The sequence below is a fragment of the Achromobacter spanius genome, from assembly GCF_039673305.1.
GTDB classification, from domain to species: Bacteria; Pseudomonadota; Gammaproteobacteria; order Burkholderiales; family Burkholderiaceae_B; genus Achromobacter; species Achromobacter spanius_F.
The window spans coordinates 1-26,362 of the sequence record NZ_JBDJLJ010000025.1; the positions used below are offsets into that span (position 1 = coordinate 1).

Consider the following 26,362-nt stretch of genomic DNA (forward strand, 5'->3'; position numbering starts at 1 on the left):
CCGCGGGCGGCGCGCTTTCGGCGCTCAATGGCGTGTGGATGCGGCTCCCCCGCGACTGCGCGTTGCCCGGCTGGCTCAACGCGCCCACCTCCACATAGACGCGGCCGCCGGGGCCCAGGGGCGCCTGGCGGACCGGAGCCGTGCCCGGCGCGGGCGCGACCGGCGGCTGGGCCGCGAGCGCCACGGGGACGGCGGCCACGGGCGCCTGCACGGGCGTGGAGCCGATCGCCGAAGCGGGCTCGGGTTCGGGCGCGGCGGGCGCGCCCTGCGAGGCCAGGCGGCGGATTTCGTCCTGCGGGATGGCCTCGACCACCACCTGGCCGCTGCCCGGGCCGATGATGCCCAGCTTGTAGGCCGCCACGTAGGACAAGTCCATGATGCGGTCGCTGTGAAACGGGCCGCGGTCGTTCACCCGCACGACGATCGTCTTGCCGTTGACCATGCTGGTGACGCGCGCGTAGCTGGGAATCGGCAGCGTGGTGTGGGCGGCCGTCATGGCGTACATGTCGTAGGGTTCGCCGATGGACGTCGAGTTGCCGTGGAATTTCTTGCCGTACCACGACGCGGTGCCGCGTTTCTTGTAGGGTTGCCCGCTGGTGTCGGGAACGTAGCGCTGGCCGAACACGACATAGGGCCGGTTCGCGCCGCTGGCGTAGGGCTCCAGCTTGGGCACCGCGTCCGGAACCTGGTCCAGGTTGGACGGGGGATTGTCGTCCGGCCCGTCGTCCTTGTAGTAACCGCCGCCCTTTTTGCGTCCGCCGGTGGAAGAGCAGCCAGCCACGGCAATGGCCAGCAGCACCAGGAGGATGAGGTGTAGGGGGCGGGAAAGCGTCATGCGGATTCGTCGGGCAGTTGGGTGCGATGGCGCACCAGCAGGGGGTCGTGGTCGGCAAACCGCAGCGCCAGCTGTTCGACCACATAGACCGAACGGTGCTGGCCGCCGGTGCAGCCGATGGCCACCGTCAGGTAGTTGCGCGTGTCCTGCGTGTACTGCGGCAGCCAGCGGTTCAGGAAACCGGCGATGTCGTCGATCATCTGGCCCACCTGTTCGTACCCCGCCAGCCAGGTGGCGACGGGCTCGTCGCGGCCCGTCAGCGGGCGCAGGTTGCGGTCGTAGTGGGGATTGGGCAGGCAGCGCACGTCGAACACCAGGTCGGCATCGCCGGGAACACCGCGCTTGTACGCGAAGGATTCGAAGGTGAGCACCAGCGGCGCCCGATCGGCCTTGATCAGGTCGCGTATCCAGGCGCGCAGCTGGCCCGGCGTCAGGTCCGAGGTATCGATGACGTGTTCCTGCTCACGCAGCGGCGCAAGCAGTTCCCGTTCGAGGGCGATGCAGTCGGTCAGCGACGGCGCCGTGCCGCCGCGCTGCAGGCGATCGGTCAGCGGATGGCGGCGGCGGGATTCGGAATACCGCTGCACCAGCGTCGCGGTGCTGGCGTCCAGGAAGACCACGCGCAGGCTGGTGCCCATGGCGCGCAGCGCGGTGACCACGTCGGGCAGTTCGGCAAGTTCGCCGGGGGACCGGACATCGATGGCGACCGCCACGCGCTCCATGCCGTCATCGCGGGCGTTGGCGATGAATTCGGTCAGGAAACGGACCGGCAGATTGTCGACACAGGTATAGCTTGCGTCCTCGAGCATGCGCAGCGCGACGGATTTGCCGGAACCGGAAATGCCGGTGACGAGGACGACTTTCAACATGGACATGATTGTGGCACGCTTTTCCAGGACGATGCCGGCGGGATAGCATCTGATATGGCCATAAACTCGGGATCTGCGCCTGTACCCGTCTGCGCGCCCTGACGTAAGCTTGGGGCCGGATACTGTGCAGATTCACTTTACGCGCCCCGCCGTCATGCGATTCGGGGGATTGGAATTCGACCTAGATGTTAGCCCTCATTTCCTTTCGTAGTGTTTCACTGCCGCGGTTTTGGGCAATCTCCAGGTGGTTTGCCGCCGCAACTGTTGCCTTTATGGCGACGCCGGCGCTGGCTCAGCCAAGCCCCGCGCAGGTCCTGCAGCCGGACACCATGGCCGCGCGCGTCGCCGCCTGTACGGCCTGCCATGGCGCGCAGGGCAGGGCGGGGGCCGACGGCTACTACCCCCGGCTGGCTGGCAAGCCGCAGGACTACCTTTATCACCAGTTGCTGAATTTCCGCGACGGTCGGCGGCAATACCGGCCCATGGCGCACCTGCTGGCGGGCCTGCCCGACGGCTATCTGCATGAGATGGCCGCATTCTTTTCCGAGCAGCACGTGCCGTATCCCGCGCCGTTGCGCGCGGACGTGTCCGCCGCCACGCTGGAAGCGGGCCGTCGGCTGGCCGTGGACGGCGACGCCGCGCGCGGCCTGCCTGCCTGCGCGTCCTGTCACGGCGCGTCCCTGAGCGGCATGCTGCCGGCCATTCCGGGCCTGCTCGGCCTGCCCCGCGACTACATCAGCGCGCAGATCGGAAGCTGGAAAAGCGGCCTGCGCCGCGCGGCCGCGCCGGACTGCATGGCCGACATTTCCCACAAGCTCACCCCCACCGACATCGCTGCCCTCGCGGCGTGGCTGTCGTCGCAACCCGTCGCCGAGCCCTATGCGCCGGCCGCCGCGGATTCGCTCCGCCTGCCCGCGGAATGCGGCAGCCAGGCGCAACGCTAAGCAGAGGGCAGGATGAAGCTCATGAAGAAAGTCCTGGGGATTCTGCTGCTGCTGGCGGTCGTGGCAACCGGCGGCCTGTATTGGCTGGGCACGCGCGACGATCCCACCACCGGTCCGGTCGCGGCCGCGGCCGATGGCGCGGCCTTGATCGAACGCGGACGCTATCTGGCGCTGGCGGGCAATTGCATGGCCTGCCACACCAGCCGGGGCGGCAAGGCGCTGGCGGGCGGCACGCCCATCCCCACGCCGTTCGGCACGGTCTACGGGCCGAACATCACGCCCGACACCGAGACCGGGATCGGCGCATGGACGGCCGACGATTTCTGGCAGGCGCTGCACAACGGCAAGTCCCGGGATGGCACGCTGCTGTATCCGGCCTTCCCGTACACCGAGTACACGCGCGTCACGCGCAGCGACTCCGATGCGCTGTTCGCCTATCTGCGCAGCGTTGCGCCCGTCAGCCAGCCCAACCGGGCGCCGGAGCTGGACTTTCCGTACAACCAGCGCGCCTTGCTGGCTGCATGGCGCGCCCTGTACTTCAAGCCGGGCGTGCAGGAGCCCGACCCCGGCCAGTCGGTGCAGTGGAATCGCGGCCGCTACCTGGTAGAGGGCCTGGGCCATTGCGCCGCCTGCCACACGCCGCGCAACAGCCTTGGCGCGACGCGCACGTCGGACGCGCTGGCCGGCGGTCTGATCCCGGTGCTGGACTGGTATGCGCCGCCGCTCACCAACGACATGGGCACGGGCATGGGCCGCTGGACGGCGCAGGACATCGCCACCTTGCTCAAGACCGGCATCTCCGGGCATTCGACCGTCAGCGGTCCCATGGCGGAGGTCGTGCTGGGCAGCACCCAGCACCTGAGCGACGAGGATGCGCTCGCCATCGGCGTCTATATCAAGTCCCTGCCTGCCACGCCGGCCGCCGACGCCACAAGCGCCGGGGGTGTCCCGGCGGCCATGGAGCTGGGCGGCAAGATCTATCGGCAGCAGTGCGCGCAATGCCACCAGGAAGATGGCAAGGGCAGCGGATCGGCATGGCCCGCGCTGGCGGGCAATCCCAGCGTGACGGCGCCTTCGCCGGTGAACGCCATTCGCATGGTGCTTGACGGCGGCTATGCCCCGGCCACCGCCGCGAATCCGCGGCCCCATGGCATGCCGCCGTTCGGGCAGGTGCTCAACGATAACGACATCGCAATGCTGGTGTCCTTCATCCGCGGCAGCTGGGGCAACCAGGCGGGCGGCGTGACGCCCCTTGAGGTCAAGCGCGCACGCGCCTCGTCGACGCTGAACTAAGTGCCGCGCGCGGGAGCCCGTGGCGTTGGCTGGCTCTGGGTTCCGCGCAAGGCGCCGTCGCGCTGGCGCGCGCGGGCCGCAGGGGAACAGGCTTCGCGAGCCAGTTCGCCCAGCACGCGGATGGCGGATTCGGTCCTGGCGTCCCAGGGGTGTCCGTAGTTCAGGCGCAGCGCGCTGGCAAACTGCCCGCTGGCGGAAAAGATCGGGCCGGGCGCAACGCTGATGCCGCGCGCCAGCGCCTGGCGGTGCAACGCCAGGGCGTCGACGGCCGCAGGCAGTTCCAGCCACAGGAAAAAACCGCCTTGCGGGCGCGTCACCCGCGTGCCGGCGGGAAACTCATGCGCGATGGCATCGGCCATGCGTTCCTGCTGCGTCTGCAGCGTTTCGCGCAGCCGGCGCAGATGGCGGTCGTAGCCGCCCTGTTCCAGGTATTCGGCGATCGCGCCCTGCGCCGGCCCGGATGCGGACAACGTGGACGACAGTTTCAGGCGCTGCACGCGCTGCGCGTAGCGCCCCGCGCTGGCCCAGCCGATCCGGTAGCCGGGCGCCAGGCACTTCGAGAACGACGAGCAATGCAACACGAGTCCACGCGTGTCGTACGCCTTGGCGGGAACCGGCCGCGCGGGTCCGAAGTACAGCTCGCCGTAGACGTCGTCCTCGATCAGGGGGATGTCATGCCGCGCAAGCAACTCGACCAGCTGCCGCTTCTTTTCGTCGGGCATCAGGCTGCCCAGCGGATTCTGGAACTGCGTCATCAGCCAGCAGGCGCGTGGCGCATGGCGCTCGATGGCCGCTTCCATCGCGGCCAGGTCGATGCCGGTGCGCGGATGAGTCGGCACTTCCAGCGCCTTCAGCCCCAGTCTTTCCAGCGCCTGCAAGGCGCCGTAGAACGTGGGCGCCTCGACGATGACCGTGTCGCCCGGCTGCGTGACCGCCTGCAGGCACAGGTTCAGGGCCTCGAGCGCGCCGTTGGTGACGACGATGTCGTTGGCGGAAAGATTGATGCCGCCGATCAGATAGCGTAGCGCGATCTGCCTGCGCAACCGCGGATTGCCGGGCGCCAGGTCGTCGACCGTATCGCGCGGATCCTGACGCTTGAGATGCGCGGCCATGGCCTGCGCCAGCCGGGGCAGCGGAAACAAGAGCGCAGACGGGAAGGCCGAGCCCAGCGGCACGACGTCGCGGTTGCGGACGGAGTCCAGGATGTCGAAGATGCGCTCGCTGATCGCGAGTTCCGTCGATTCGCCATCGGGGCAGGAGGCGCCGGGCTCGGGCGGCAGCGACTCGGCCGGCGCGTTGACGTAGTAGCCCGATCGCGGCTGCGCGCGGACGAGTCCGCGGGCCTCGAGCAGGTAATAGGCCTGGAATACGGTAGAGGGGCTGACCCCTCGCGCCGAGCAGGCGTCGCGCACCGAGGGCAGCTTGTCGCCGGCGCGCAGCACGCCGGTTGCGATCGACTTGGCGATCTCGTCGGCCAGGGTCTCGTAAAGGCTCACGATGCCGCAGGGCGACGATGCGGGGTCATTTGCTGCTTTGGAGGATCGCCATGGCCTGGCGTTCCATGAATTCGCCAAGCGTGTCGATGCCGCGCAGCTTGAGTATCGTGTTGCGCACCGCCGCTTCGACCAGCACGGCCAGGTTGCGGCCCGCGGCCACCTGCAGCATCACCTTGCGCACGGGCAGGCCCAGCATGTCCTGGGTGATGTCCTGCAGCGGCAGGCGCTCAAACTTGTCCTGGGCCGTGGCGCGGACCAGGTGCACGATGAGCTTGAGCCGCATCTTCCGGCGCACCGAGGTTTCGCCGAAGATGGTGCGGATGTCGAGCAGGCCCAGGCCGCGCACTTCCAGCAGGTTCTGCAGCAGTTGCGGACAGTGGCCTTCGATCATGTTGGGGGCGGTGCGCGAGAACTCCACGGCGTCGTCGGCCACCAGGCCGTGTCCGCGCGAGATCAGCTCCAGCGCCAGTTCGCTCTTGCCCAGGCCCGATTCGCCGGTGATCAGCACGCCCAGTCCCAGCACGTCCAGGAACACGCCGTGGACGGTGGTCGTGGGCGCGAGCTTCTTGCCCAGGTAGATGCGCAGCAGGTCAATGAGCTGCGCGGCGGCGACCGGGGTGGACAGGAGCGGCACCTGGTGCTGGTCGCACTGGTCGATCAGGTCCTGGGGCGGCGTCAGGCCGTCGGCCAGGAGGATCGCGGGGACGCCGCCGATCAGCAGCTCGTCCATGTGGTGCATGCGGCGGCGCAGGTCGAAGCGCGTGTAGTACGCCAGTTCTTCCTGCCCGAACACCTGGATGCGCGACGGGTGGATAAGGTTCAGGTGGCCGACCAGGTCGGCCGCCGCCATGCCGTCATCGGGAATTGCGCGGTCTGCCGCGCCTTGGCCCGATATCCAGTTAAAGGGGATTTTGTCGGCGTTGTCGTCGACGAGTTCCTGCACCGTGAGCATGGCAGCGTTTCCGCGTGGATTCAGAGTTTGCCGGTCGTGAGCATCTTGTGGACGATGGCCGGATCGGGCTCGGTGGCCAGGGCCTCGCGCAACGCCTTGTTGGACATGAGCTGGGCGAGTTCGGCCAGGATGTCCAGATGCTGCTGGGTGGCCGTTTCCGGCACGAGCAGGCAAAGCAGCATCGATACGGGCTGTCCGTCGGGGGCGTCGAAGGGGATGGGCTGGGCCAGGCGGATGAATGCCGCCAACGCCTGCTCCAGACCCTTCACGCGGCCGTGCGGAACGGCCACGCCCTGCCCGAGGGCAGTGGAGCCCAGGCGTTCACGGGCGAACAGGCTGTCGAACACGAGCGCGCGCGCCAAGCCATGGTTGTTTTCAAAAAGCAGGCCGGCTTGTTCGAACGCACGTTTCTTGCTCGTTGCGAGCATATCGAGCACGACGTTGCCGGCGGGTAGGATGCGCGACAAATGATTCATCGGATCATTATATGGGTATATGACGCACTGCAATAATCGGCCTTCCGGGGCAGCCCGGCGGGGCGGCGCCAAGGGGGGCGGCAGAGCGACAGCATAGACCGATAGCGCCTCGTTGTGGGCATTCCGTCGGCGGTAGCCGGACAGATGGCGCTATTGCAGGGGAAAACGCGAATCCGCCGGCGCGGGCCGGAGACAGGAGCGGATGGGGATGGGAACTACGGGAGGGAGTTTGCCGATGCCCCGGCTGGACGCGAGGTCTAGCGGGACACCGGGACTTAGGCAGGATCGAGCGATCGCTGTCTGGCTCGTCTCTCAGGGCGAGCGGTCATGAGGCGCGTTACTGCTGGGGTGGCGAGAGGCTCGCCGCTTGCCGCTTCACGGACTCCGCTGAGTGACTTCTTACCTTGTCCTTGTGCTTGATGACCTGACGGTCGACTTTGTCAGCAAGAAGGTCGATGGCTGCATAGAGGTTTTCATCGGTTGCTTCACAATGAATGTCTTTGCCGCTTAGACGCATGGTGATTTCGGCTCTATGCCGCAGGGGCTCTACCGAGAGCATGACCTGGGTATCGATGACGTGATCGAAATGCCGCAGCACTCGCGCCAGTTTGTTCATGACATATTCCCGGATTGCCGGGGTGACGTCGAGGTGACGACCGCAGATGCTCAGGTTCATAGTGTGCTCTCCTTCTAAAAGAGGAAAAAGGTTGCGCAAAAGGCGCGATGGATTCGTTAGGCGTTCTCCTTCAATAAGCAGGTTCGTTTAGTACTAGTGTATAGACTCAGGCCGATAAAACAAGCTGACCTACCGCAAGTACATGGCATTTTTATGGCTGAGCACCTAGGGCGTATGCGCGAATGCCCAGGGGCGCCCTAGGGGTCTTCCCCAGGGGCTGTTACATGCGGAAGTGTTCGCCGAGATAGACGCGGCGCACGGCGGGATCGCCCACGATGTCCTCGGGGTGGCCGTCCGTCAGCACCTTGCCTTCGCTGATGATGTAGGCGCGGTCGCAGATGCCCAGTGTTTCGCGCACGTTGTGGTCGGTGATCAGCACGCCGATGCCGCGGCCCTTCAGGAAGCGCACGATGCGCTGGATCTCGATGACGGCGATGGGATCCACGCCGGCAAAGGGTTCGTCCAGCAGGATGAAGCGCGGGCTGGTGGCCAGCGCCCGCGCGATCTCCACGCGGCGCCGTTCGCCGCCCGACAGCGAAATCGCGGCGTTGCTGCGGATGTGCCCGATCTGGAGCTCTTCCAGCAGGGACTCCATCTGCTCATTGATCTTGGCGGTAGACAGGGTGCGGCCATCCGGCCCCACTTGCAGTTCCAGGACCGCGCGGATGTTCTGTTCGACCGTCAGGCGGCGGAACACGGAGGCGTCCTGCGGCAGGTACGACAGGCCCATGCGTGCGCGCTTGTGGATCGGCATCGAGGTGATGACGGAGCCATCGATTTCGATGCGGCCGGCGTCCGCGGGCACCAGGCCCACGATCATGTAGAAGCTGGTGGTCTTGCCCGCGCCGTTGGGGCCCAGCAGGCCGACGACTTCGCCGCTGACCACGGACAGGGACACATCCTGCACGACGGTCCGGCCGTTATAGGTCTTGCGCAGGCCGGTTGCGCGCAGGCTGCCCTGCTTGACGCCCGAAGGGGCGGAGGTCACTGGGGTCGGCACTGAGGGTTGGTTCATCGTGGCTGCGAGTGGTGTTGCATGGGGAGCGCTTCAGCGCCCTTTCTTGGCGGCCTGCTGCTTGCGGCATTCGGCGACGGCCGCGTCGGCCTTGGCGCGCGGTTCCGCGACCGAACGCACCCGACCGCCCGCTGCGGCAGAGTTGGGGCCGCCCTGGGCTTCGTAGGTGCCGGTCTTCTCGTTGTAGCGTACCCGTTCGCCCCGAATGGTATCGAACGGTTTCCCACAGACGTAGCGGACCACGACGGCCTGGCCGATCAGGTCGAAGGTGCTGTTGGTGCCGTCATATTCGGCGCGCAGGCCCTTGCCTTCGATGAGTTCGAAGGTCTCGGGGCGTTCCTGGCGGATGGTGACCACCTTGCCCTTGTTGGCCGTGGCCGTGCCGTACTGGTTGCCCTTTGCGTCTTCGTTCATCTGCAGCGTGTCCGAGGACAGGGTCATCAGGCCGCGCGTGAGATTGACGTTGCCCGTGAAGACGCTTTGCTTCTTCACGTCGTCATAGTGCAGGGTGTCCGACAGGATCAGCGTGCTGGGCTCTTCGGCCGGCGTGGCCGCCTTGGGCGCCGGGTCCGCCGCATAAGCCGGCGCAAGCGCCGAGGCCGTCAGCAGGACGGCGCCGATCAGGCGAGTCGTCGGGGCGAGGAGAGTCCGGAGGTCGGTCATGGTTTTTTCTGGTCTGTGTTGTTGGCTGGAATTTCGGTGCGGCGCTGCTGTTTGCCTTCCGAACCGGCAATTTCCACGTCGGTCGATGCCGAAACCTGCAATTGGCGCGTCTTGTTGTTGTAGTGCATGCCCTTGCCCGTCATGCGCGAACGTCCCTTGAGGACGACCGCGGGCAGGTCGGTGAAGACGACGTCGTCGTCGGGCAGGATGATCAGTTGCTGGCTGCGCACGTCCAGCATGTCGTTTTCGGCGTCGGGCTGGCGCAGCACATGGGCGTCGCCGTCCATGACGATGCGCTTGCCGCCCTGTTCCATGACGGCCGTCTTGGACACGGCCACCGTGATGGGATTGGTTTCGCGCTGGCCCACGGCGCGCGGCGCGGTGATGTGGTACGAGTCGTCGTCCGGGAAGTGCTCGACGTACTCGCCTTCCAGCCGGTTGATGGGCTTGCCGGTGGGATCGGTGCGCAGCATCACGAAGTTGCGGGACCAGGCGTCCATTTCATGGGTGACGCGGCGCGGCGGGTCCACCTGGATGGCCCGCTGCGCGTAATCGGCCGCCCACCAGGAGCTGGTGACCAGCACCAGCAGCAGGAACAGCGCAATCAGTGAGGGAAAGCGTTCTTTCATCGGGTTCGCCGCAAGGGCGTATTCATTGACGGGGCAGTCATTGGATGGCCCCGGGGCCCAACAGCCCCGGCGCGGCCAGGAACGCGCCCAGGCGTCCTTGCGAGGCCAGCAGGAGATCGCAGCATTCGCGAACGGCGCCATTGCCGCCCGGGTGGGTGGATACCCAGTGGGCCGCCTGGCTTACGTAGCCGGGCGCGTTCGGCACGCTGGCCGCGAAGCCCGCGCGCTGCATGGCCGGCAGGTCGATGATGTCATCGCCCATGTAGCCGGTCTGGTTCAGTTGGACACCGGATCGCTGCGCAAGTTCGGTCAGGGCGCCGCCTTTGTCGCGCACGCCCTGGATGACCTCGGCAATGCCCAGCTCGGCCGCGCGGCGCGCGACGATGGGGCCGGATCGGCCGGTAATCAGGGCCACCTTCAGTCCGCCTTCCATCAGGAGCCGCAGTCCGTGGCCATCGAGGGCATTGAAGCGCTTTTGCAATTCGCCGCTTTCGCCGTAGTAGAGGCTGCCGTCGGTCAGCACGCCGTCCACGTCGAAAACCATCAGGCGCACGGCCGCGGCGCGCTCGCGCACGGTGGAGGGGATACGGGCAAGCACCAGCGCTTCGGCCGGGTGAGTCACGGAAGCAGAAAGAGTCATAGTCATACCACTTTAGCGGCCATCAGATCATGCATATGCAAGGCGCCCAGCAGCGCGCCGTCATTGTCCATCACCAGCATGTGATTGAGCCGCTGTTCGTCCATTTGCCGGGCGGCTTCGACGGCAAGCGCGTCGGGGCTGATGCTGCGGGGCGACCGCGTCATGCCGGATTCGACCGTCAGACTGCGGATATCGCCGTGCCGGGCGATCAGGCGGCGCAGGTCGCCGTCGGTAAAGATGCCCAGCGGGCGATGCTGGGCGTCGGTCACGACTGTCATTCCCATGCCCTTGGCCGACATGACCTCCAGCGCCTGGGACACCGGGGTGTCCACCATGACGATCGGCAGCGCGTCGCCCTGGCGCATGACGTCGCGCACGTGGGTCAGCAGCCGGCGGCCTAGCGCGCCGCCCGGATGCGAGCGGGCGAAGTCCTGCGGGCCGAACCCGCGGGCTTCCAGGCAGGCCACGGCCAGGGCGTCGCCCAGGGCCAGGGCGGCGGTGGTGCTGGCGGTGGGCGCCAGGTTCAGCGGGCAAGCTTCCTGGGCCACGCTGGCGTCCAGGTGGATATCGGCCTGCCGGGCCAGTTCGGACTGCGGATTGCCGGTGATGGCGACCAGCCCGGCGCCCATGCGGCGCACCACGGGCAGGATGGTCAGGAGTTCCTCGCCGGCGCCTGAATAGGAAATGGCGATGAGCACGTCGTCGCGGGTGATCATCCCCAGGTCGCCGTGGACGGCTTCCGCTGCGTGCACGAAGAACGCGGGTGTGCCGGTGGAGGCCAGCGTCGCGGCGATCTTGCGGGCGATGTGTCCCGTTTTTCCGATGCCACTCACGACCACGCGGCCGCGGCAGGCGAGCAGCAGGTCCACGACCTGGGTGAAGGAGTCGTCCAGCCGGGCGGACAGGTCCTGCAGGCCCTGGCTTTCAATTTGTAGCGTTCTGCGCGCAGATGCCAGCGCGGTGCCGGACGATGTGGTGGGATGGTCGGTCATGGGCGGATTTTAATATCAGTATGCTGGTTTGCCCCGGGCAGGGGGGTATGGCATGCTGGCGAGTCTTTCAACGGCTTTCAAACTTCCTTTCCAGGCCCGCTCCATGTCCAGCATTTCCAGCCCCGTCCTTGGCACGCCACTTTCCCCCCTGGCTACCCGCGTCATGTTGCTCGGGTCCGGGGAACTGGGCAAAGAGGTCATCATTGCCCTGCAGCGGCTGGGCGTGGAAGTCATTGCGGTGGACCGCTACGCCGACGCGCCGGGCCATCAGGTCGCGCATCGGGCGCATGTGGTCTCGATGACGGACCCGCAGGCCCTGCGCAAAATCATCGAACAAGAGCAGCCGCACGTTATTGTCCCCGAAATCGAGGCCATTGCCACGAGTTTGCTGGTCGAACTCGAAGCCGCGGGCGTGGCACGGGTCACGCCCACCGCCCGCGCGGCCCAGTTGACCATGAATCGCGAGGGCATCCGCCGGCTGGCGGCCGAAACCCTGGGACTGCCCACGTCGCCCTACAGCTTCGTCGACACCGAGGAAGAATTGCGCCAGGCCATCGACGGCGGCATCGGCTATCCCTGCGTCATCAAGCCCGTCATGTCCTCGTCGGGCAAGGGCCAGTCCGTAATCAAGAGCGCCGACGACCTCGTTGCGGCCTGGCGCTACGCCCAGGAAGGCGGCCGGGTGGGGGGCGGCCGCGCCATCGTCGAGGGCTTCATCCGCTTCGACTACGAAATCACGCTGCTGACCGTGCGCGCACGGGGCGCGGACGGCCAGGTCGAGACCCGCTACTGCGAACCCATCGGCCACAAGCAGGTCGACGGCGACTACGTCGAAAGCTGGCAGCCCCATCCGATGTCGCCCGCCGCGCTCCAGCGCGCGCGGGACATCGCGCTGGCCGTCACGTCCGAACTGGGCGGGCTGGGCATCTTCGGCGTCGAACTCTTCGTGGCCGGCGACCAGGTCTGGTTCTCGGAAGTCAGCCCGCGTCCGCACGACACCGGCATGGTCACCATGATCACCCAGGCGCAGAATGAATTCGAACTGCACGCGCGCGCCCTGCTTGGGCTGCCCGTGGACCCCAGCCTGCGCCAGCCGGGCGCCAGCAGCGTCATCTATGGAGGCGTGGACGCCGGCGCGGTGTCGTTCCACAACGTCGCCGAAGCCCTGGCCGAACCCGGCACCGACATCCGCCTCTTCGGCAAGCCCGAATCCTTCGTGAAGCGCCGCATGGGCGTGGGCCTGGCCGTCGCCGAGGACGTCGCCGCCGCCCGCGCCAAGGCCAAGCGCGTGTCCGCCGCCGTTACCGTCAAGGCGGGCTGATTCCCTCGCAGGACGCGCCCCGGCGGGTCTGATACCCGCCAGTCCCCGCATTTGCCCCAATAAACGCCACCCGCCGTCAGGCCGGTGGCGTTTTTGCCATGGGCCGCCCCGGCGCAACGCCTCGCTTTGGACGTCGCGCGGCGCACGCGACGCCTGCGCGGGAGGGCGGCCTTCACCCGATTTGTGTTGTATCCCTGTCACGTTCGACGGCTATTTTGGGCTGCCTGACGCCGGAATCGCCGAGGCTTGCGCCCTTGCCCCTGCCCCCAGTGTGGTTTGCGCTTTCTCATCGTTTGTTCGATAATTTCAGAAATTTCTGAAAGCAGGGTAACTGTCTGTTTCGGTCAGCCCCCGCCGTCTTACCTGTTGGCTGACTCATCATGGCGCTTTCCCCCCAAAACGAACGTTTCGTCCTTCACTTTGGCGAAATGGGCAGCCGTTGGGGCGTGAACCGCACCGTCGGCCAGATCTACGCCCTGCTGTTCCTCGCACCCAAGCCGCTCAACGCCGACGACATCGCCGAGGCGCTGGGTTTTTCGCGCTCCAACGTCAGCCTGGGGCTCAAAGAGCTGCAATCGTGGCGCCTGGTCAAGCTGGTGCACCAGGTGGGCGACCGCCGCGACTATTTCGAGACCCCCAAGGACGTCTGGGAGATCTTCCGCATCCTGATGGAAGAAAAGCGCAAGCGCGAAGTCGACCCCACGCTCACCCTTCTGCGCGACACCCTGCTGGAGCCGCCGTCGGGTCCCGACGAGGCTTACGCACAACAACGAATGACCGAAATGCTGGAGCTCATCGAACTGTCCACCGGGTGGTTCGATGAGGTTCAACGACTGCCGCCCGAAACCCTGCAGAGCCTGATGAAACTGGGTTCAAAGGTTCAGAAGGTGCTGGGTTTTGCCGGCAAATTGCGGGGCAAGGGCTGAAGGGCTCCACCTCGATTTTTCAGGAAACCTCTATGAAGTTGTATGCAACGCCCCTAACATGGCGCGAGAGACGGCCTGGGAACCATGCCGGTTGCCGCGGCGCGTCAACGCTTTGGGAGCAGCCCAATGATTGATCTCGACGTCGTGAACCTGTCGCGGTTCCAGTTCGCCGCGACCGCGCTCTATCACTTCCTGTTCGTCCCTCTCACGCTTGGCCTGTCGTTCATGCTGGCCATCATGGAAAGCGTGTACGTCATGACCGGCCGCCCCATCTGGAAGAAGATGACCATGTTCTGGGGCACGCTGTTCGGCATCAACTTCGCGCTGGGTGTCGCCACCGGCGTGGTGATGGAATTCCAGTTCGGCATGAACTGGTCTTATTACAGCCACTATGTGGGCGACATCTTCGGCGCGCCGCTGGCGCTCGAAGGGCTGATGGCCTTCTTCCTGGAAGCCACCTTCGTCGGCCTGTTCTTCTTTGGCTGGAACCGCATGTCCAAGGTCAGCCACCTGGTGGTGACCTGGCTGGTGGCGTTCGGCACCAACTTCTCGGCGCTGTGGATCCTGATCGCCAACGGCTGGATGCAGAATCCGGTGGGCGCGATCTTCAATCCCGATACGATGCGGATGGAAATGACCGACTTCGCGGCGGTCATCTTCAACCCCGTCGCGCAGGCCAAGTTCGTGCATACGGTCAGCGCGGGCTACGTCGCCGGCGCCATGTTCGTCATGTCGATCAGCGCCTGGTACCTGCTGCGGGGACGTCACATCGACCTGGCCAAGCGGTCCATGGCGGTGGCGGCCAGCTTCGGCCTGGCTGGCGCCCTGTCGGTCGTCGTGCTGGGAGATGAAAGCGGCTACCTCACCACCGAACACCAGAAGATGAAGATCGCGGCCATGGAATCCATGTGGGAGACCGAGCCCGCGCCCGCTTCCTTCAACCTGATCGCCATCCCGAACCAGGCGGAACGCAGGAACGACTTCGCGATCGAGATCCCCTACGTCATGGGCATCATCGGCACGCGTTCGCTCACCACGCCGCTGCTGGGCATCAATGACCTGGTCCTGCGCGCCGAGAACCGCATCCGCGATGGCCTCGTCGCCTACGAGGCCCTGCAGAAGATTCGCGCCAATCCGAAGGACGTGGACGCGCGCATGGTGTTCGACAAGACCTGGCCCGACCTGGGTTACGCCTTGCTGGTCAAGCGCCACCAGTCCGACATCAGCAAGGTCACCGAGGCCGACATCAAGCAGGCCGCGCTGGACACCGTGCCCACCGTGGCGCCGCTGTTCTGGGCGTTCCGCATCATGGTGGCCGTGGGCATGTACCTGATCCTGTTCTTTGGCGTGGCATTCTGGCTGGCCTCGCGCGGCCGCCTGGACAGCCGTCCCGGCTTGCTCAAGGTGGCGGTATGGAGCCTGCCTCTGCCCTGGATCGCCATTGAAAGCGGCTGGTTCGTGGCCGAGTACGGCCGCCAGCCCTGGGTGATCGAAGGCGTGCTGCCCACGTACTACGCGGCATCGGGCCTGACGATGACGGACCTGGTCGTCAGCCTGACGATCTTCCTGGTGCTGTACACGATCCTGCTGATCATCGGCGTGAAGGTCATGCTGCATGCCATCAAGGCCGGACCGAAATCCGATGGGCCGGCGCCGGGCAATGCCGCCGCCGATCCTGTCCACGCCGCCGTGCGCGCCTGAGGGGAGAGACGCAGATGGATACCCTTATTCCTTTCGACTACGGCACCCTGCGCGTGGTGTGGTGGGTGCTGCTGGGCGCCTTGCTCATCGGCTTTGCCGTCATGGACGGCTTCGACCTGGGCGTCGCCGCGCTGTTGCCGGTGGTGGCCAAGACCGACGCCGAGCGGCGCATCGTGATCAACGTGGTGGGGCCGGTCTGGGAAGGCAACCAGGTCTGGCTCATCACCGCGGGCGGCGCGATTTTCGCCGCCTGGCCCTTGCTCTATGCGGCCTCTTTCTCCGGGTTCTACCTGGCGATGATGCTGGTGCTGATCGCGCTGATCCTGCGCCCCGTCGGGTTCAAGTACCGCAGCAAGATGGAAGGCACGCGCTGGCGCAACCGCTGGGACGCCGTCCTGTGCTTCTCGGGCGTGGTGGCGTCGCTGGTGTTCGGCGTGGCCATGGGCAACATCATCCTGGGCGTTCCTTTCACGTTCGACGCGGAATCGCTGCGGCCGATCTATGAAGGCCACTTCTTCCAGCTGTTCATGCCGTTCGCGCTGCTGGCGGGCGTGCTGAGCGTGGTGATGCTGGCCATGCATGGCGCCGTGCTGCTGGCCTGGCGCACGGAAGACCCCATCTCGTCGCGGGCACGCAACTGGGGGCGGCTGAGCGCCTTGCTCACGGCGGCGCTGTTCATTGCCGGCGGCTTCTGGGTGGCGGGCGGCGTGCCCGGCCACACGATCACCAGCGCGGTGGACATGGCCGGTCCGTCCGACCCGATGCTCAAGGCGGTATCGGTGCAGACCGGCGCGTGGATGGCCAATTACGCGAAGTGGCCCCTGATGTGGATCGCGCCCGCACTGGGCGTGGCGGGCGCCGTGCTGGTGGCCCTGCTGCTGAGCGTGCGCGCGAACATGCTGGCGTTCCTGTCGTCCTCGGTGTCGATCGCCGGCGTCATCCTGACGGTGGGCTTCTCGCTCTTTCCGTTCATCATGCCGTCGTCGACAAATCCCAAGGCCGGCCTGACGGTCTGGGACGGATCCTCCAGCCACCTGACGCTGTGGATCATGGTGATCGCGGTCGCCGTCTTCCTGCCTATCGTGACGGTCTACACCGGCTGGGTGTATCGCGTCATGCGCGGCAAGGTCACCCATGATTCGGTGGGCGACACGCCCAACTCGTACTGATTAAGGAGCCTCCACCATGTGGTATTTCTCGTGGATACTCGGCCTGGGCCTGGCGTGCGCGTTCGCCATCCTCAACGCAATGTGGTTCGAGCTGCGCGAGGGTCATACGCATGACCCGCGCGCCAGCCGCGACGACGAGTGAGCGGCGGCGCAAGCAGCCTCGAGCACGACCCCTCGGCAACCCTGCAAAAACCGCCGCGCGAACAGTCGCGGTGGTTGATGGCGCTTGCCAAGACGGCGCGCTTTCCGTTAATCCTGGCGGGGGCGGCGCCGCTCGTCAGCGGCGCCCTGCTCGTCGTGCAGGCGTGGCTGCTGGCCAGCGTGCTCGACTCGGCGATCGCCAGGCAGGTGCCCCGGCATGAATTGCTGGGCGGCATCCTGGGCATTGCCGGGCTGATGCTGCTGCGGGCGTGCATCAGCTGGGCGGGCGAGCGCGCGGGCGCGGACGCGTCCGAGCGCATCAAGCGCCACGTCCGGCTGTCGCTGTTCCAGCGGCTCGTGCAACAGGGGCCGCATTGGAGCCGGGGCAAGGCCTCGGGTGAACTGGCCAGCGCGGTGGTGGACCAGGTGGAGGCCCTGGACGGCTTCTTCGCCAAGTATCTGCCCGCGATGGCCGCCGCCGCGATGCTGCCTGTCGCGTTCTCGGTCCTGCTGCTTCCCGTGGACGTGATTGCCGGCCTGGTGCTGCTGATCACGGCGCCGCTGATTCCGTTGTTCATGGCGCTGGTGGGGTGGGGCGCGCAAGGCGCCAGCCGCCGCCACCTGCGCGCCTTCGCGCGCCTGTCCGGCTTCTTTGCGGACCGGCTGCGCGGGCTGTCTACCCTGAAACTTTACGGCCGCGCCCAGGCGGAGGCCGAGTCCGTCGTGGCTGCCAGCGATGCGCTGCGCAAGCGCACGATGTCGGTGCTGCGCATCGCGTTCCTGTCATCGGCCGTGCTTGAGTTTTTTGCCGCGCTGGGCGTTGCGGGCGTGGCGGTCTATATCGGCCTGACCTACCTGGGATTCCTGGACGTGCGCTGGACGCCGCTGACCTTGCAGGCCGGGCTGTTCTGCCTGTTGATGGCGCCGGAAGTCTACGCGCCGCTGCGCCAGTTCGCGGCGCATTATCACGACCGCGCCACCGCGCTTGCCGCCGTCACGCAGATCGCGGTCCTGTTCGATGGCTTGCCGCAGGACGGCGCCGGGGACTCGGCGTTGCCGGGCCGCGCGCCGGCGCAAGCCGGCAGGGCTGCTGAACTTGCGTTGCGCGACCTGCGCGTGGACGCGCCAGGCCGTCCGCAGGCAGTGCTGTCCGACGCCTCGCTGACCTTGGCGGCTGGTGAGCACGTGGCGCTGATGGGACCCAGCGGCATCGGTAAATCCACCCTGATCGAAGCCATTGCGCGGTTGCGGCCTGCCGCCGGCGACATCCGCATCGACGGCCTGCGCCTGGACGAATGGAGCGAACCCGCGTTGCGGCAGCGCGTGGCCCTGATCGGGCAGCGACCCCAATTGCTGGAGGGGTCGATCGCCGACAACATCCGGCTCGGCCGTCCGGGTGCCACGGATGTGCAAGTGCGGGACGCCGCCCGGCGCGCCTGTGTGCTGGAGTTTTCGGACGCCTTGCCGCAGGGGCTGGAAACGCGGCTGGGCAGCCGGGGCCATGGCCTGTCCGGCGGACAGGCGCAGCGCGTGGCGCTGGCCCGGCTGTTCCTGCGCGATCCGGGCCTGATCCTGCTGGATGAACCTACCGCGCACCTGGACGACGCCACGCAGGCCCGGGTGCTGGACGAAATCCTGGCGTTCTCCACGGGCCGCACGCTGCTGCTCGCGACGCATGCGCCTTCGGTCGCCGCCCGTTTCGAGCGGGTCGTGCGCGTGGCGGGCGGCAAAGTGGAAGAGGCATGAAGAATCTGTTGTTGCTCCTGCCGCTGTATGCGCGCCGTAAATGCGGGCTTTTGCTCGCATTGTTCTGTGCGCTTGCCACGGTGGCCGCGGGCGTCGGCCTGCTGGGCGTTTCCGGCTGGTTCCTGACGGGCGCGGCGCTGGCCGGCGCGGGCGGCGTGTTCAACCTTTTTGCGCCTTCCGCGCTGGTGCGCGGGCTTTCCTTCCTGCGCATCGTGTCGCGCTACGCCGATCGGGTGGTCGGGCATTCCGCCACGTTGCGCCTGCTGGCCGACCTGCGCGCCGTGGTGTTCGCGGCGCTGATCCGGCTGACCCCGCGCCAGCTTGCGCGTTATCGCAGCGGCGACCTGGTCGCGCGGATGACGGGCGACGTGGACGCGCTGGACACGGTGTTCCTGTTTGTGCTGGCGCCGCTGGCGACCGCGATTCTGGCGGGCGCCGTGCTGACCGCCGTGCTGGGCCTGTGGGTGCCCGCGGCCGCCCTGGTGTTCGCGCTGGCCTTGCTCGCGGCCTGCGTGGTCGTGCCGTTCTGGCTGGTGCGCGCGGCGCGCAAGCCTGGCGCGTCCGCGCAGGAAAGCGCGGCGGGATTGCGCGCCGCCACGCTGGATGCGGTGGAAGGCCACGCGGACATGGTCGCCATGCACGCGCAGGCGGAAACCCAGGCGCATTTCGAGCGCCTTTGCGAGGCAAGCGCAGTCGCGCGCCGCGCCCAGGCGCGGGTGGCGGTAAGGGGGCAGTGGTTCCTGCAGGTCGCCGCGGGGATCGCGGTGCTGGCGCTGCTGTGGTTCGGCCTGGCCACGCACGAGGCCGGTCGCATCGAGGGCCCCGTGCTGGCCGGCCTGCTGCTGGCCGTCATCGGCATTTTCGAGGTGGCCGGCCCCATCATGCGCGGTGCGTCCCGCATGGGGTCCGCGATGTCGGCGGCGACGCGCATCCGCGAGGTGACGCAATGCAGCCCCGACATGCAGGACCCGGCCGCGCCGCTGGCGCTGCCCGGCAATGGCGCGCTGGAGCTGGAGCGCGTTCGCTTTACCTATCCCGCGCGCATGCCGGGGGAAAGTCCGCTGGTCCTGGACGATGCAAGCCTGCGGGTCGAGCCCGGCGAGCGGGTGGCCATCCTGGGCGCCAGCGGCGCGGGCAAGTCCACGTTGCTGCACTTGATTTTGCGGCTGGAAGATCCGCAGGCCGGGCGCGTGCTGTTCGGCGGGCGGGATGCCCGCGATTGCGCGCAGGCGGATTGGCATCGGCGGATCGCCCTGTTGTCGCAGGACGCGCCGCTGTTCCTGGGCACCTTGCGCACCAACCTGCTGATCGGCGACCCCGCGGCCGACGACGCCGCCTTGTGGAAGGCGCTGGACGCGGCCAAGCTGGGCGATTTCGTGCGCGGCCTGCCGGACGGGCTGGACACCTGGGCGGGAGAAACCGGCTCGCAACTGTCGGCCGGCCAGGCGCGGCGCCTGTGCCTGGCGCGCGCGCTGCTGGCGCCGGCGGCCGTGATCGTGCTGGACGAACCGACCGCGGGGCTGGACGCCGCAGCCGAGGCCGCGTTCTTTGCGGACCTGGAAGACGCCGTGCGCGGACGCACCGTTGTGCTCGCCACGCATGCTGCCCTGCCAGCGGGCGCGGTGCATCGCTGCCTTGCGTTGCGCGGCGGACGCCTGCATGACTTGTCATCGCAGCCGGCAATCCTGGCTTAAGCTCGGTTGCGCGGTTATAGTTCGCCTTGCTTCAATTCTTCAGGGCCGCCCACATGCAGACCGACAACGCCGAGTACATCCGGCGCACCATCCGCAGCGTTCCGGACTGGCCCCAACCCGGTGTCATCTTCCGCGACATCACGCCGGTGCTGCAGGATCCCCGTGCGTTCCGGGTTCTGATTGATCTCTTCGTCTACCGGTACATGCGCCAGCGCCTGGACCTGGTGGCTGGCGTGGACGCGCGCGGGTTCATCGTGGGCAGCGTGCTGGCCTACGAACTCAACCTGGGTTTCGTCCCGGTGCGCAAGAAGGGCAAGCTGCCGTACCGCACCGTCGCGGAAGAGTATTCGCTGGAGTACGGCAATGCGGCGGTCGAAATGCATACGGATTCCGTGCGCACCGGTCAGCGCGTACTGCTGGTGGATGACCTGATCGCCACGGGCGGCACCATGCTGGCGGCGATCAAGCTGCTGCAGCGCCTGGGCGCCAATGTGGTCGAGGCGGCCGCCATCATCGATCTGCCGGACCTTGGCGGTTCGGCCAAGGTGGCCGCCACCGGCACGCCGCTTTATACGGTCTGTCAGTACGAAGCCGGCTCGACGCAGTAGCGCGCCTTATCGGTCCGCGGCGGGTTGCCGCCTCGGACCCGCCTCAGGCGTCCGATAGCCGCGGCTGGATGAAATCCAGGAACGCCTTGGTCTTGGCGGGCAGCATGCGCGAGGGCAGCAGCGCAAACAGCGGCAGCGGCGTCAGGCTCCACTCGGGCAGCACGCGGACCAGGCCCGCCTGCTTGATGGCGCGTTCCATCGCATCGAACACCAGCAGCGGCGTGATGCCCAGGCCATGTCCGGCCAGGCGGCCCAGCATGCCCACGTTGTTCGCGGACAAGCGCCCCGACACCTGCACGCGTTCCACCTTGTCGCCCGAATGAAGCATCCAGAAGGATGACTCCTCGCGCATCGTTGGGCGCAGGCATTCATGATGGGACAGATCCGCCGGCACGCGGGGCTCGCCGTGGCGCGCCAGGTAATCGGGCGACGCATACAGCTGGTGGGCCATCAGCACGATCTTGCGCGAAATCAGGCTGGAGTCGGGCTGTTGGCCGAACCGCAGGATGAGGTCGAACGGATTGCTGATGGGATCGATCGGACGCATGCTCAGATCGAAGTCGCATTCGATGTCGGGATGCTGCTCGCGGAACTCCCGGATGACGGCCGGCAGGAACAGTTGGGCCAGGCTGGTGGGCAGCGAGATGCGCAGGCGTCCCTTGGGCTGCACGGCCATGTCCAGCAGCTGGTCATGCGCGATGCGTGCCTCTTCCACGATATGCCGGCAGCGCTCGAAGTAGATGGCGCCCGCTTCGGTGAGATCGATCTTGCGGGTGCTGCGGTTGAGCAGGCGCATGCCTACGCTGCGTTCCAGCTCGCTGACGCGGCGCGACAGCGTGGACGTCGGGATGTTCAGGGCCTCGGCGGCGTGGCTGAAATTCTTGCGCTTGGCGACTTCGACGAAAAGCGCGATGTCGTTAAGCTGGATGTCCATGGGGCCCTCGAGACTCAAAATTCCATTTCTGGCAGATTTGTATGATAAATGGAATTATTGTCCCGCCAGCAGAAATGTCTATTTCTCCACGCTGCACAACCATCCAACATGTGGGGGAATTCATGTTCCGTTACCGAGCTTGCTGGAGGCTGAATGCCTGCAAGGCTTGCCAGCGCTCGATCCCCGAGGGGAGTGGTGAAGAGGTGAGCAGATCTGCCGGGATACGACTTGCAATTGTCCCATCCGTGCAAATATGTTCCCCAAAATAAGGGTTTTTACTAGGCGCTAATAACCAGATACTTCGTCCCAGCAATCAAATTGTCATATCGCACCTGCCAGCCTGGCAGAAGACGGTGTGCAAGTTTAGGATGGAGTCATCTCAATGAAAGCACTAGCTACCGCACTAATGGTCACCGCAACCCTGGTTGGCATGTCCGCCGCTCACGCCGATGGCAAGACGCGTGAACAGGTTCAGCAGGAACTGCAGGCCGCCAAGGCAGCCGGCCAGGTCACGTTCGGCGAACTGGACTATCCGCCCGCCGCCGCGCAGAACACCAGCCTGACGCGCGAACAGGTCCAGCAGGAACTGCAAAGCGCCAAGGCCGCCGGCCAGGTCACCTCGGCCGAGCTGGATTACCCGCCCAAGACCGTGTCGCAATCCGCCGGCAAGACCCGCGAGCAAGTCCGCCAGGAACTGGCCGACGCCAAGGCCCGCGGCGAGTACACCTTCGGTGAACTGGACTACCCGCCCAAGGGCCGCTAAGCCCACGCCGGACGTCCCGGCACCCGGAGGTCATCGAAAAACCCCTCATGACGCCGAGGGGTTTTTTTTGGCCCGGACTTCTTCCAGTGCGCGCTTGTGTGGCATTTATGCCGCAAAAATTGTCCGGACGAATCGACAACTCTTGCCGATACGAAAGGGGCTGGAGGATGATCTTTACGGGGCGCCGCCTCTTTGCGAGCAATGATTCATATTTGTTTTCAATACGTTAACGCAAGTCATCCTGGAGCTCGGGGTTTAAGCAAGACGTCATTATCCCAACCATGGAAAGTAGTTCTTCGAAATCCTGGTTACTACGACTGGCTGCAAGCTGGACACTAGATTTAGTGCATGGGCCGCTGCGTTACCGGCAGCGGCTTGCAGGCCCCCGCAATGTTGCGCGGCGTGTCTGCGCTGTGCCTTCCATCTCGCCATTTTGGGGACTTATATGAAGAAGACGCTATTGGCCGTCGCGCTGCTGACCGGCTTTGCCGGCGCCGCGCAAGCCGCCGACTCCGTGACGCTCTACGGCTTGATCGACGCCGGTGTCGGTTACGAAAAAGTGAAGTTCAACGGCGACTCGCAAAGCCGCTTCGGCGGCGTGCAGGGCGTGAGCAGCGGTTCGCGCTTCGGCCTGCGCGGCACGGAAGACCTGGGCGACGGCCTGCGCGCCGTGTTCACCCTGGAAGGCGGTTTCGGCCCCATGAACGGCAAGTCGCTGCAAAGCAACCGCCTGTTCGGCCGTCAAGCCACCGTGGGCCTGGACAGCGATTCCTGGGGCCGTCTGGAATTCGGCCGTCAGACCAACCTGGCGTCCAAGTATTTCGGTTCGATCGACCCGTTCTCGATCAGCTACAACACCGCCAACATGGGTACCACGTTCGGCAGCGCGAACACGATGCGCCTGGACAACATGGTGCTGTATCAAACCCCCAGCCTGAGCGGCTTCAAGGCCGGCATCGGCTATTCGTTCAGCGCTGACGACACCGTCAGCGACACGACGCAGACCGGTTTCGCCACGGGCAACAACAACCGTGTGATCACCGCCGGCGTGCAATACGTCAATGGCCCGCTGAACCTGGCGGCCGCGTATGACCGCTTCAATCCTTCCAATAACCGCGTCGGCGGCAAGGACGCGGCGCGCATCCAGGAATACATCGTCGGCGGTTCGTATGACTTCGAAGTCGTGAAGCTGGCTGCCGCTTTCGGCCAGACCCGCGACGGCTGGTTCATCGGCCAGAACATGGGCACCACGCCCGACGGCATGAACACGCTCGGTTCGTTCAAGCTGGCTGACGGCTTCCGCGCCAACTCGTACATGATCGGCGCCACCGTGCCGCTGGGCCGCCACGCCGTGTTCGGTTCTTGGCAGCGCGCGACCGCCAGCAACGACAAGCTGACGGGCGACGACGCCACGTTCAACGTCTACAGCCTGGGCTACACGTACGACTTCACCAAGCGCACCAACCTGTACGCGTACGCCTCCTACGGCGACAACTACGCGTTCCAGCACGACGCCACCGACACTGCTGTCGCGATCGGCGTGCGCCACCGTTTCTAAGCAACAGGACGTCCGGCTGGACCTTGCTGAATGCGCGGCCCATTCTCCGTGGGCCGCCGAGTGACAGCGAACCCCCCCCTAATTGGGTTCAGCCGGGCGTGACTTGAGCGCAGAAGGGAAGGGCCTCCGCAAGGAGGCCCTCTCGCATTTGGCCTACAGGAACAGCTTGTAGGCGGGGTTGTCGGTCTCGTTCCAGTGCGGATAGCCCAGTTCCGCCACGAAATTGCGGAACAGCTTCTTGTCCGCCGGCGGCACCTGGATGCCGATCAGGATGCGTCCATAATCCGCGCCCTGGTTGCGGTAGTGGAACAGGCTGATGTTCCAGTCGGGATTCATGGCATTCAGGAAGCGCATCAGCGCGCCCGGGCGTTCCGGGAATTCAAAGCGGTACAGCAGTTCGTTGCGCGCCAGCGCCGAGCGCCCGCCCACCATGTGACGCAGGTGGGTCTTGGCCATTTCATCGTGGGTCAGGTCCAGGGTGTCGAAGCCGTGGCGCCGGAAGTTCGCCGCGATCTTGTCAGGCTCGGACGCCGACGATACCTGGATGCCGACAAAGACGTGGGCGCGGTCCGCATCCGAGATGCGGTAGTTGAATTCGGTGACGCTGCGTTCGCCGACCAGTTCGCAGAAGCGGCGGAAGCTGCCGCGTTGCTCGGGCATGGTGACCGCGAAGACGGCCTCGCGCATTTCGCCGACCTCGGCGCGTTCCGACACGAAGCGCAGGCGGTCGAAGTTCATGTTGGCGCCGCAGGCGATCGCCACGAGCTTCTTGCCCTTCAGGTGGTGTTCGGCCGCGTACTGCTTGGCGCCAGCCACCGCCATGGCCCCCGCCGGTTCCAGCACGCTTCGCGTGTCCTGGAAGACATCCTTGATGGCGGCGCAGATCGCGTCGGTATTGACCACCACGAAATCGTCGACGTACTTGCGCGCCAGCCTGAAGGTCTCCGCACCCACCATCTTGACAGCCGTTCCGTCCGAGAACAGGCCCACGTCGTTCAATTGCACGCGCCGGCCCGCGCGCACGCTGCGCAGCATGGCGTCGGAGTCTTCTGTCTGCACGCCGATGATCTTGATCTCGGGGCGCAGTTGCTTGATGTAGGCGGCCACGCCGGCGATCAGGCCGCCGCCGCCGATGGCCACGAAGATGGCGTCGATGGGACCGGGATGCTGGCGCAGGATTTCCATGCCGACGGTGCCCTGGCCGGCGATCACGTCGGGGTCGTCGAAGGGGTGGACGAAGGTCAGCTTTTCTTTCTTTTCCAGGATCTGCGCATGCGCGTAGGCGTCAGAGAAGCTTTCTCCGGCCAGCACGACCTCGCCGCCCAGCCGGCGGACCGCGTCGATCTTCACCTGCGGGCTGGTCGTGGGCATGACGATGACGGCGCGGCAGCCCAGGCGGCTGGCCGCAAGCGCGACGCCCTGGGCGTGGTTGCCGGCCGATGCCGCGATGACGCCGCGATTGCGCGCCGCCGGGCTCAGGTTCGCCATCTTGTTGTACGCGCCGCGCAGCTTGAAGCTGAACACCGCCTGGGTATCTTCGCGCTTGAGCATGATCGTGTTCGACATCCGCTGGGACAGCAGGGGCGCTGTCTCGAGCGGGGATTCGACCGCGACGTCATAAACCTTGGAAGTCAGGATGCGTTTCAGATAATCAGTGGACATGGACCGCGCGCGTGGGCAAGAGTGGGGACGTGGGCAGGATTATTGCAGGGAATCCCGTGTCGCCTTCCAGGATACTCGCGGCTACACTGCCGCAACCATGGAAGAAAGTCTCTTATCCGCAGTTCATTGGCTGCTGGGGGTGCTGGCGCTGCCCTCGGTGGGCCTGTCGGCCATCTTCACGGTGTCGCTCGTATCCGCCACCTTGCTGCCGCTGGGCTCCGAGCCGGCGGTATTCGGGTACATCAAGCTTGCGCCCGAGATGTTCTGGCCCGCCATCCTGGTGGCGACGGCCGGCAACACGGTCGGCGGCGCGATCAGCTACGCCATGGGCCTGGGCGCGGAAAAGGCGGTCGAGCGCTGGAAGGAAAAGCACCCCCATCCGCATCCCAAGGCGACCGAAGGCGGGCGCATGCGGGGTCGCTGGCACGAGCGCGCGCATGATTGGCTGCACCGCATGGGGCCGCCGGCGCTGCTGCTGTCATGGCTACCGGCGGTGGGCGACCCCCTGTGTGCGGTGGCGGGGTGGCTTCGGCTGTCTTTCTGGCCCTGCGTGTTCTACATGGCCATCGGCAAGTTCATGCGCTACCTGTTCATGACCGCCGGCCTGCTCTGGTTCTTTCCGGGCAAGATCTAGCGCTGACAGGCGACTTAATCGGGGA

Annotated in this window: 26 protein-coding genes; 13 read left to right on the forward strand and 13 right to left on the reverse strand. The window is 66.3% G+C overall.

The features are described 5' to 3' along the window. On the reverse strand, window positions 1-835 hold an 835-nt coding region (locus tag ABE485_RS18860), incomplete at its 3' end, for a septal ring lytic transglycosylase RlpA family protein (RefSeq protein ID WP_346516797.1). After that, on the reverse strand, window positions 832-1,704 hold the full coding sequence (gene rapZ, locus ABE485_RS18865; protein WP_171667525.1) for an RNase adapter RapZ: 873 nt from the start codon (window positions 1,702-1,704) through the stop codon (window positions 832-834). The genes ABE485_RS18860 and rapZ, both read right to left, overlap by 4 nt. A 185-nt stretch (window positions 1,705-1,889) precedes the next feature. On the opposite strand from rapZ, the gene ABE485_RS18870 reads away from it, so the two are divergent. Both ABE485_RS18870 and ABE485_RS18875 read left to right on the forward strand, forming a co-directional pair. Next, complete coding sequence (locus ABE485_RS18870; protein ID WP_430795443.1) at window positions 1,890-2,648, forward strand: c-type cytochrome; 759 nt, start codon at window positions 1,890-1,892, stop codon at window positions 2,646-2,648. Window positions 2,649-2,660: 12 nt separating this feature from the next. Further along, window positions 2,661-3,941 (forward strand): c-type cytochrome, encoded by a 1,281-nt coding sequence (locus tag ABE485_RS18875; RefSeq protein WP_346516799.1) that lies wholly within the window; start codon window positions 2,661-2,663, stop codon window positions 3,939-3,941. On the opposite strand, the gene ABE485_RS18880 is transcribed toward ABE485_RS18875, so the two are convergent. From ABE485_RS18880 to ABE485_RS18920, 9 genes are all read right to left on the reverse strand, one after another. Continuing rightward, window positions 3,938-5,437 (reverse strand): PLP-dependent aminotransferase family protein, encoded by a 1,500-nt coding sequence (locus ABE485_RS18880; protein ID WP_346516800.1) that lies wholly within the window; start codon window positions 5,435-5,437, stop codon window positions 3,938-3,940. The two genes, ABE485_RS18875 and ABE485_RS18880, sit on opposite strands and share 4 nt — an antisense overlap. 25 nt (window positions 5,438-5,462) lie before the next feature. Further along, a complete protein-coding gene (gene hprK, locus ABE485_RS18885; RefSeq protein WP_008166849.1) occupies window positions 5,463-6,389 on the reverse strand; it encodes an HPr(Ser) kinase/phosphatase in 927 nt (308 codons plus the stop codon). Between the two features lie 20 nt (window positions 6,390-6,409). Continuing rightward, on the reverse strand, window positions 6,410-6,865 hold the full coding sequence (locus tag ABE485_RS18890) for a PTS sugar transporter subunit IIA (RefSeq protein WP_008166851.1): 456 nt from the start codon (window positions 6,863-6,865) through the stop codon (window positions 6,410-6,412). 337 nt (window positions 6,866-7,202) lie between these two features. Further along, the gene (hpf, locus tag ABE485_RS18895) at window positions 7,203-7,541 is read right to left on the reverse strand and encodes a ribosome hibernation-promoting factor, HPF/YfiA family (RefSeq protein WP_006216296.1); all 339 of its coding nucleotides are present in this window, start codon (window positions 7,539-7,541) and stop codon (window positions 7,203-7,205) included. A 220-nt stretch (window positions 7,542-7,761) separates the two neighbouring features. Further along, window positions 7,762-8,556 carry an LPS export ABC transporter ATP-binding protein gene (lptB, locus tag ABE485_RS18900; RefSeq protein WP_346516801.1) on the reverse strand — a complete coding sequence of 265 codons (795 nt, stop codon included), beginning with the start codon at window positions 8,554-8,556 and terminating at the stop codon, window positions 7,762-7,764. Window positions 8,557-8,589: 33 nt separating this feature from the next. Then, complete coding sequence (gene lptA, locus ABE485_RS18905) at window positions 8,590-9,219, reverse strand: lipopolysaccharide transport periplasmic protein LptA (RefSeq protein WP_008166853.1); 630 nt, start codon at window positions 9,217-9,219, stop codon at window positions 8,590-8,592. Next, window positions 9,216-9,848: an LPS export ABC transporter periplasmic protein LptC gene (lptC, locus tag ABE485_RS18910; RefSeq protein WP_346516802.1), complete on the reverse strand. Its 633-nt coding sequence runs from the start codon at window positions 9,846-9,848 to the stop codon at window positions 9,216-9,218. Before lptC ends, lptA begins: the two co-directional genes overlap by 4 nt. Before the next feature lie 37 nt (window positions 9,849-9,885). After that, a complete protein-coding gene (locus ABE485_RS18915) occupies window positions 9,886-10,494 on the reverse strand; it encodes a KdsC family phosphatase (RefSeq protein ID WP_346516803.1) in 609 nt (202 codons plus the stop codon). Next, window positions 10,491-11,480, reverse strand: coding sequence for a KpsF/GutQ family sugar-phosphate isomerase (locus ABE485_RS18920; protein WP_346516804.1), 990 nt, complete (start codon window positions 11,478-11,480; stop codon window positions 10,491-10,493). Before ABE485_RS18920 ends, ABE485_RS18915 begins: the two co-directional genes overlap by 4 nt. A gap of 103 nt (window positions 11,481-11,583) precedes the next feature. Here ABE485_RS18920 and purT point away from each other — a divergent pair, with 103 nt between their 5' ends. The 8 genes from purT to ABE485_RS18960 all read left to right on the forward strand — a co-directional run bounded on the left by purT (window position 11,584) and on the right by ABE485_RS18960 (window position 20,786). Continuing rightward, a complete protein-coding gene (purT, locus tag ABE485_RS18925; protein WP_346516805.1) occupies window positions 11,584-12,801 on the forward strand; it encodes a formate-dependent phosphoribosylglycinamide formyltransferase in 1,218 nt (405 codons plus the stop codon). A 380-nt stretch (window positions 12,802-13,181) separates the two neighbouring features. Next, window positions 13,182-13,727, forward strand: coding sequence for a GbsR/MarR family transcriptional regulator (locus ABE485_RS18930; protein WP_346516806.1), 546 nt, complete (start codon window positions 13,182-13,184; stop codon window positions 13,725-13,727). A gap of 126 nt (window positions 13,728-13,853) precedes the next feature. Beyond that, window positions 13,854-15,428, forward strand: a complete 1,575-nt coding sequence (locus tag ABE485_RS18935; RefSeq protein ID WP_346516807.1) for a cytochrome ubiquinol oxidase subunit I — start codon at window positions 13,854-13,856, stop codon at window positions 15,426-15,428. A gap of 14 nt (window positions 15,429-15,442) precedes the next feature. Further along, window positions 15,443-16,597, forward strand: coding sequence for a cytochrome d ubiquinol oxidase subunit II (gene cydB, locus ABE485_RS18940; RefSeq protein WP_346516808.1), 1,155 nt, complete (start codon window positions 15,443-15,445; stop codon window positions 16,595-16,597). Window positions 16,598-16,613: 16 nt separating this feature from the next. Next, the gene (cydX, locus tag ABE485_RS18945) at window positions 16,614-16,739 is read left to right on the forward strand and encodes a cytochrome bd-I oxidase subunit CydX (protein ID WP_043546919.1); all 126 of its coding nucleotides are present in this window, start codon (window positions 16,614-16,616) and stop codon (window positions 16,737-16,739) included. 77 nt (window positions 16,740-16,816) lie between these two features. After that, window positions 16,817-18,484, forward strand: coding sequence for a thiol reductant ABC exporter subunit CydD (cydD, locus tag ABE485_RS18950; RefSeq protein ID WP_346516809.1), 1,668 nt, complete (start codon window positions 16,817-16,819; stop codon window positions 18,482-18,484). Next, window positions 18,481-20,178: a thiol reductant ABC exporter subunit CydC gene (gene cydC / locus ABE485_RS18955; RefSeq protein ID WP_346516810.1), complete on the forward strand. Its 1,698-nt coding sequence runs from the start codon at window positions 18,481-18,483 to the stop codon at window positions 20,176-20,178. Before cydD ends, cydC begins: the two co-directional genes overlap by 4 nt. 53 nt (window positions 20,179-20,231) lie before the next feature. After that, window positions 20,232-20,786: an adenine phosphoribosyltransferase gene (locus ABE485_RS18960; RefSeq protein ID WP_346516811.1), complete on the forward strand. Its 555-nt coding sequence runs from the start codon at window positions 20,232-20,234 to the stop codon at window positions 20,784-20,786. A gap of 43 nt (window positions 20,787-20,829) precedes the next feature. Here the strand turns inward: ABE485_RS18960 and ABE485_RS18965 are convergent, their stop codons facing one another. Beyond that, the gene (locus ABE485_RS18965) at window positions 20,830-21,720 is read right to left on the reverse strand and encodes a LysR family transcriptional regulator (protein ID WP_346516812.1); all 891 of its coding nucleotides are present in this window, start codon (window positions 21,718-21,720) and stop codon (window positions 20,830-20,832) included. A gap of 382 nt (window positions 21,721-22,102) precedes the next feature. On the opposite strand from ABE485_RS18965, the gene ABE485_RS18970 reads away from it, so the two are divergent. Both ABE485_RS18970 and ABE485_RS18975 read left to right on the forward strand, forming a co-directional pair. After that, the gene (locus ABE485_RS18970) at window positions 22,103-22,483 is read left to right on the forward strand and encodes a DUF4148 domain-containing protein (protein WP_346516813.1); all 381 of its coding nucleotides are present in this window, start codon (window positions 22,103-22,105) and stop codon (window positions 22,481-22,483) included. Window positions 22,484-22,928: 445 nt separating this feature from the next. Then, window positions 22,929-24,041 (forward strand): porin, encoded by a 1,113-nt coding sequence (locus tag ABE485_RS18975; RefSeq protein ID WP_346516814.1) that lies wholly within the window; start codon window positions 22,929-22,931, stop codon window positions 24,039-24,041. Window positions 24,042-24,194: 153 nt separating this feature from the next. Here the strand turns inward: ABE485_RS18975 and ilvA are convergent, their stop codons facing one another. Next, entirely contained in the window at window positions 24,195-25,703 is a 1,509-nt protein-coding gene (ilvA, locus tag ABE485_RS18980) for a threonine ammonia-lyase, biosynthetic (protein ID WP_346516815.1), read from the reverse strand. A 97-nt stretch (window positions 25,704-25,800) separates the two neighbouring features. Between ilvA and ABE485_RS18985 the strand changes: the two genes are divergently transcribed. Further along, window positions 25,801-26,337 carry a YqaA family protein gene (locus ABE485_RS18985; RefSeq protein ID WP_346516816.1) on the forward strand — a complete coding sequence of 179 codons (537 nt, stop codon included), beginning with the start codon at window positions 25,801-25,803 and terminating at the stop codon, window positions 26,335-26,337. Window positions 26,338-26,362 lie beyond the last annotated feature (25 nt).

Bases quoted from the DNA above. Each gene is read 5' to 3' on its own strand.
- rapZ (WP_171667525.1), bottom strand. From the start codon at position 1,704: ATGTTGAAAGTCGTCCTCGTCACCGGCATTTCCGGTTCCGGCAAATCC.
- ABE485_RS18870 (WP_430795443.1), top strand. From the start codon at position 1,890: ATGTTAGCCCTCATTTCCTTTCGTAGTGTTTCACTGCCGCGGTTTTGG.
- ABE485_RS18875 (WP_346516799.1), top strand. From the start codon at position 2,661: ATGAAGCTCATGAAGAAAGTCCTGGGGATTCTGCTGCTGCTGGCGGTC.
- hprK (WP_008166849.1), bottom strand. From the start codon at position 6,389: ATGCTCACGGTGCAGGAACTCGTCGACGACAACGCCGACAAAATCCCC.
- ABE485_RS18890 (WP_008166851.1), bottom strand. From the start codon at position 6,865: ATGAATCATTTGTCGCGCATCCTACCCGCCGGCAACGTCGTGCTCGAT.
- hpf (WP_006216296.1), bottom strand. From the start codon at position 7,541: ATGAACCTGAGCATCTGCGGTCGTCACCTCGACGTCACCCCGGCAATC.
- lptB (WP_346516801.1), bottom strand. From the start codon at position 8,556: ATGAACCAACCCTCAGTGCCGACCCCAGTGACCTCCGCCCCTTCGGGC.
- lptA (WP_008166853.1), bottom strand. From the start codon at position 9,219: ATGACCGACCTCCGGACTCTCCTCGCCCCGACGACTCGCCTGATCGGC.
- lptC (WP_346516802.1), bottom strand. From the start codon at position 9,848: ATGAAAGAACGCTTTCCCTCACTGATTGCGCTGTTCCTGCTGCTGGTG.
- ABE485_RS18915 (WP_346516803.1), bottom strand. From the start codon at position 10,494: ATGACTATGACTCTTTCTGCTTCCGTGACTCACCCGGCCGAAGCGCTG.
- ABE485_RS18920 (WP_346516804.1), bottom strand. From the start codon at position 11,480: ATGACCGACCATCCCACCACATCGTCCGGCACCGCGCTGGCATCTGCG.
- purT (WP_346516805.1), top strand. From the start codon at position 11,584: ATGTCCAGCATTTCCAGCCCCGTCCTTGGCACGCCACTTTCCCCCCTG.
- ABE485_RS18930 (WP_346516806.1), top strand. From the start codon at position 13,182: ATGGCGCTTTCCCCCCAAAACGAACGTTTCGTCCTTCACTTTGGCGAA.
- ABE485_RS18935 (WP_346516807.1), top strand. From the start codon at position 13,854: ATGATTGATCTCGACGTCGTGAACCTGTCGCGGTTCCAGTTCGCCGCG.
- cydB (WP_346516808.1), top strand. From the start codon at position 15,443: ATGGATACCCTTATTCCTTTCGACTACGGCACCCTGCGCGTGGTGTGG.
- cydX (WP_043546919.1), top strand. From the start codon at position 16,614: ATGTGGTATTTCTCGTGGATACTCGGCCTGGGCCTGGCGTGCGCGTTC.
- cydD (WP_346516809.1), top strand. From the start codon at position 16,817: ATGGCGCTTGCCAAGACGGCGCGCTTTCCGTTAATCCTGGCGGGGGCG.
- cydC (WP_346516810.1), top strand. From the start codon at position 18,481: ATGAAGAATCTGTTGTTGCTCCTGCCGCTGTATGCGCGCCGTAAATGC.
- ABE485_RS18960 (WP_346516811.1), top strand. From the start codon at position 20,232: ATGCAGACCGACAACGCCGAGTACATCCGGCGCACCATCCGCAGCGTT.
- ABE485_RS18965 (WP_346516812.1), bottom strand. From the start codon at position 21,720: ATGGACATCCAGCTTAACGACATCGCGCTTTTCGTCGAAGTCGCCAAG.
- ABE485_RS18970 (WP_346516813.1), top strand. From the start codon at position 22,103: ATGAAAGCACTAGCTACCGCACTAATGGTCACCGCAACCCTGGTTGGC.
- ABE485_RS18975 (WP_346516814.1), top strand. From the start codon at position 22,929: ATGAAGAAGACGCTATTGGCCGTCGCGCTGCTGACCGGCTTTGCCGGC.
- ilvA (WP_346516815.1), bottom strand. From the start codon at position 25,703: ATGTCCACTGATTATCTGAAACGCATCCTGACTTCCAAGGTTTATGAC.
- ABE485_RS18985 (WP_346516816.1), top strand. From the start codon at position 25,801: ATGGAAGAAAGTCTCTTATCCGCAGTTCATTGGCTGCTGGGGGTGCTG.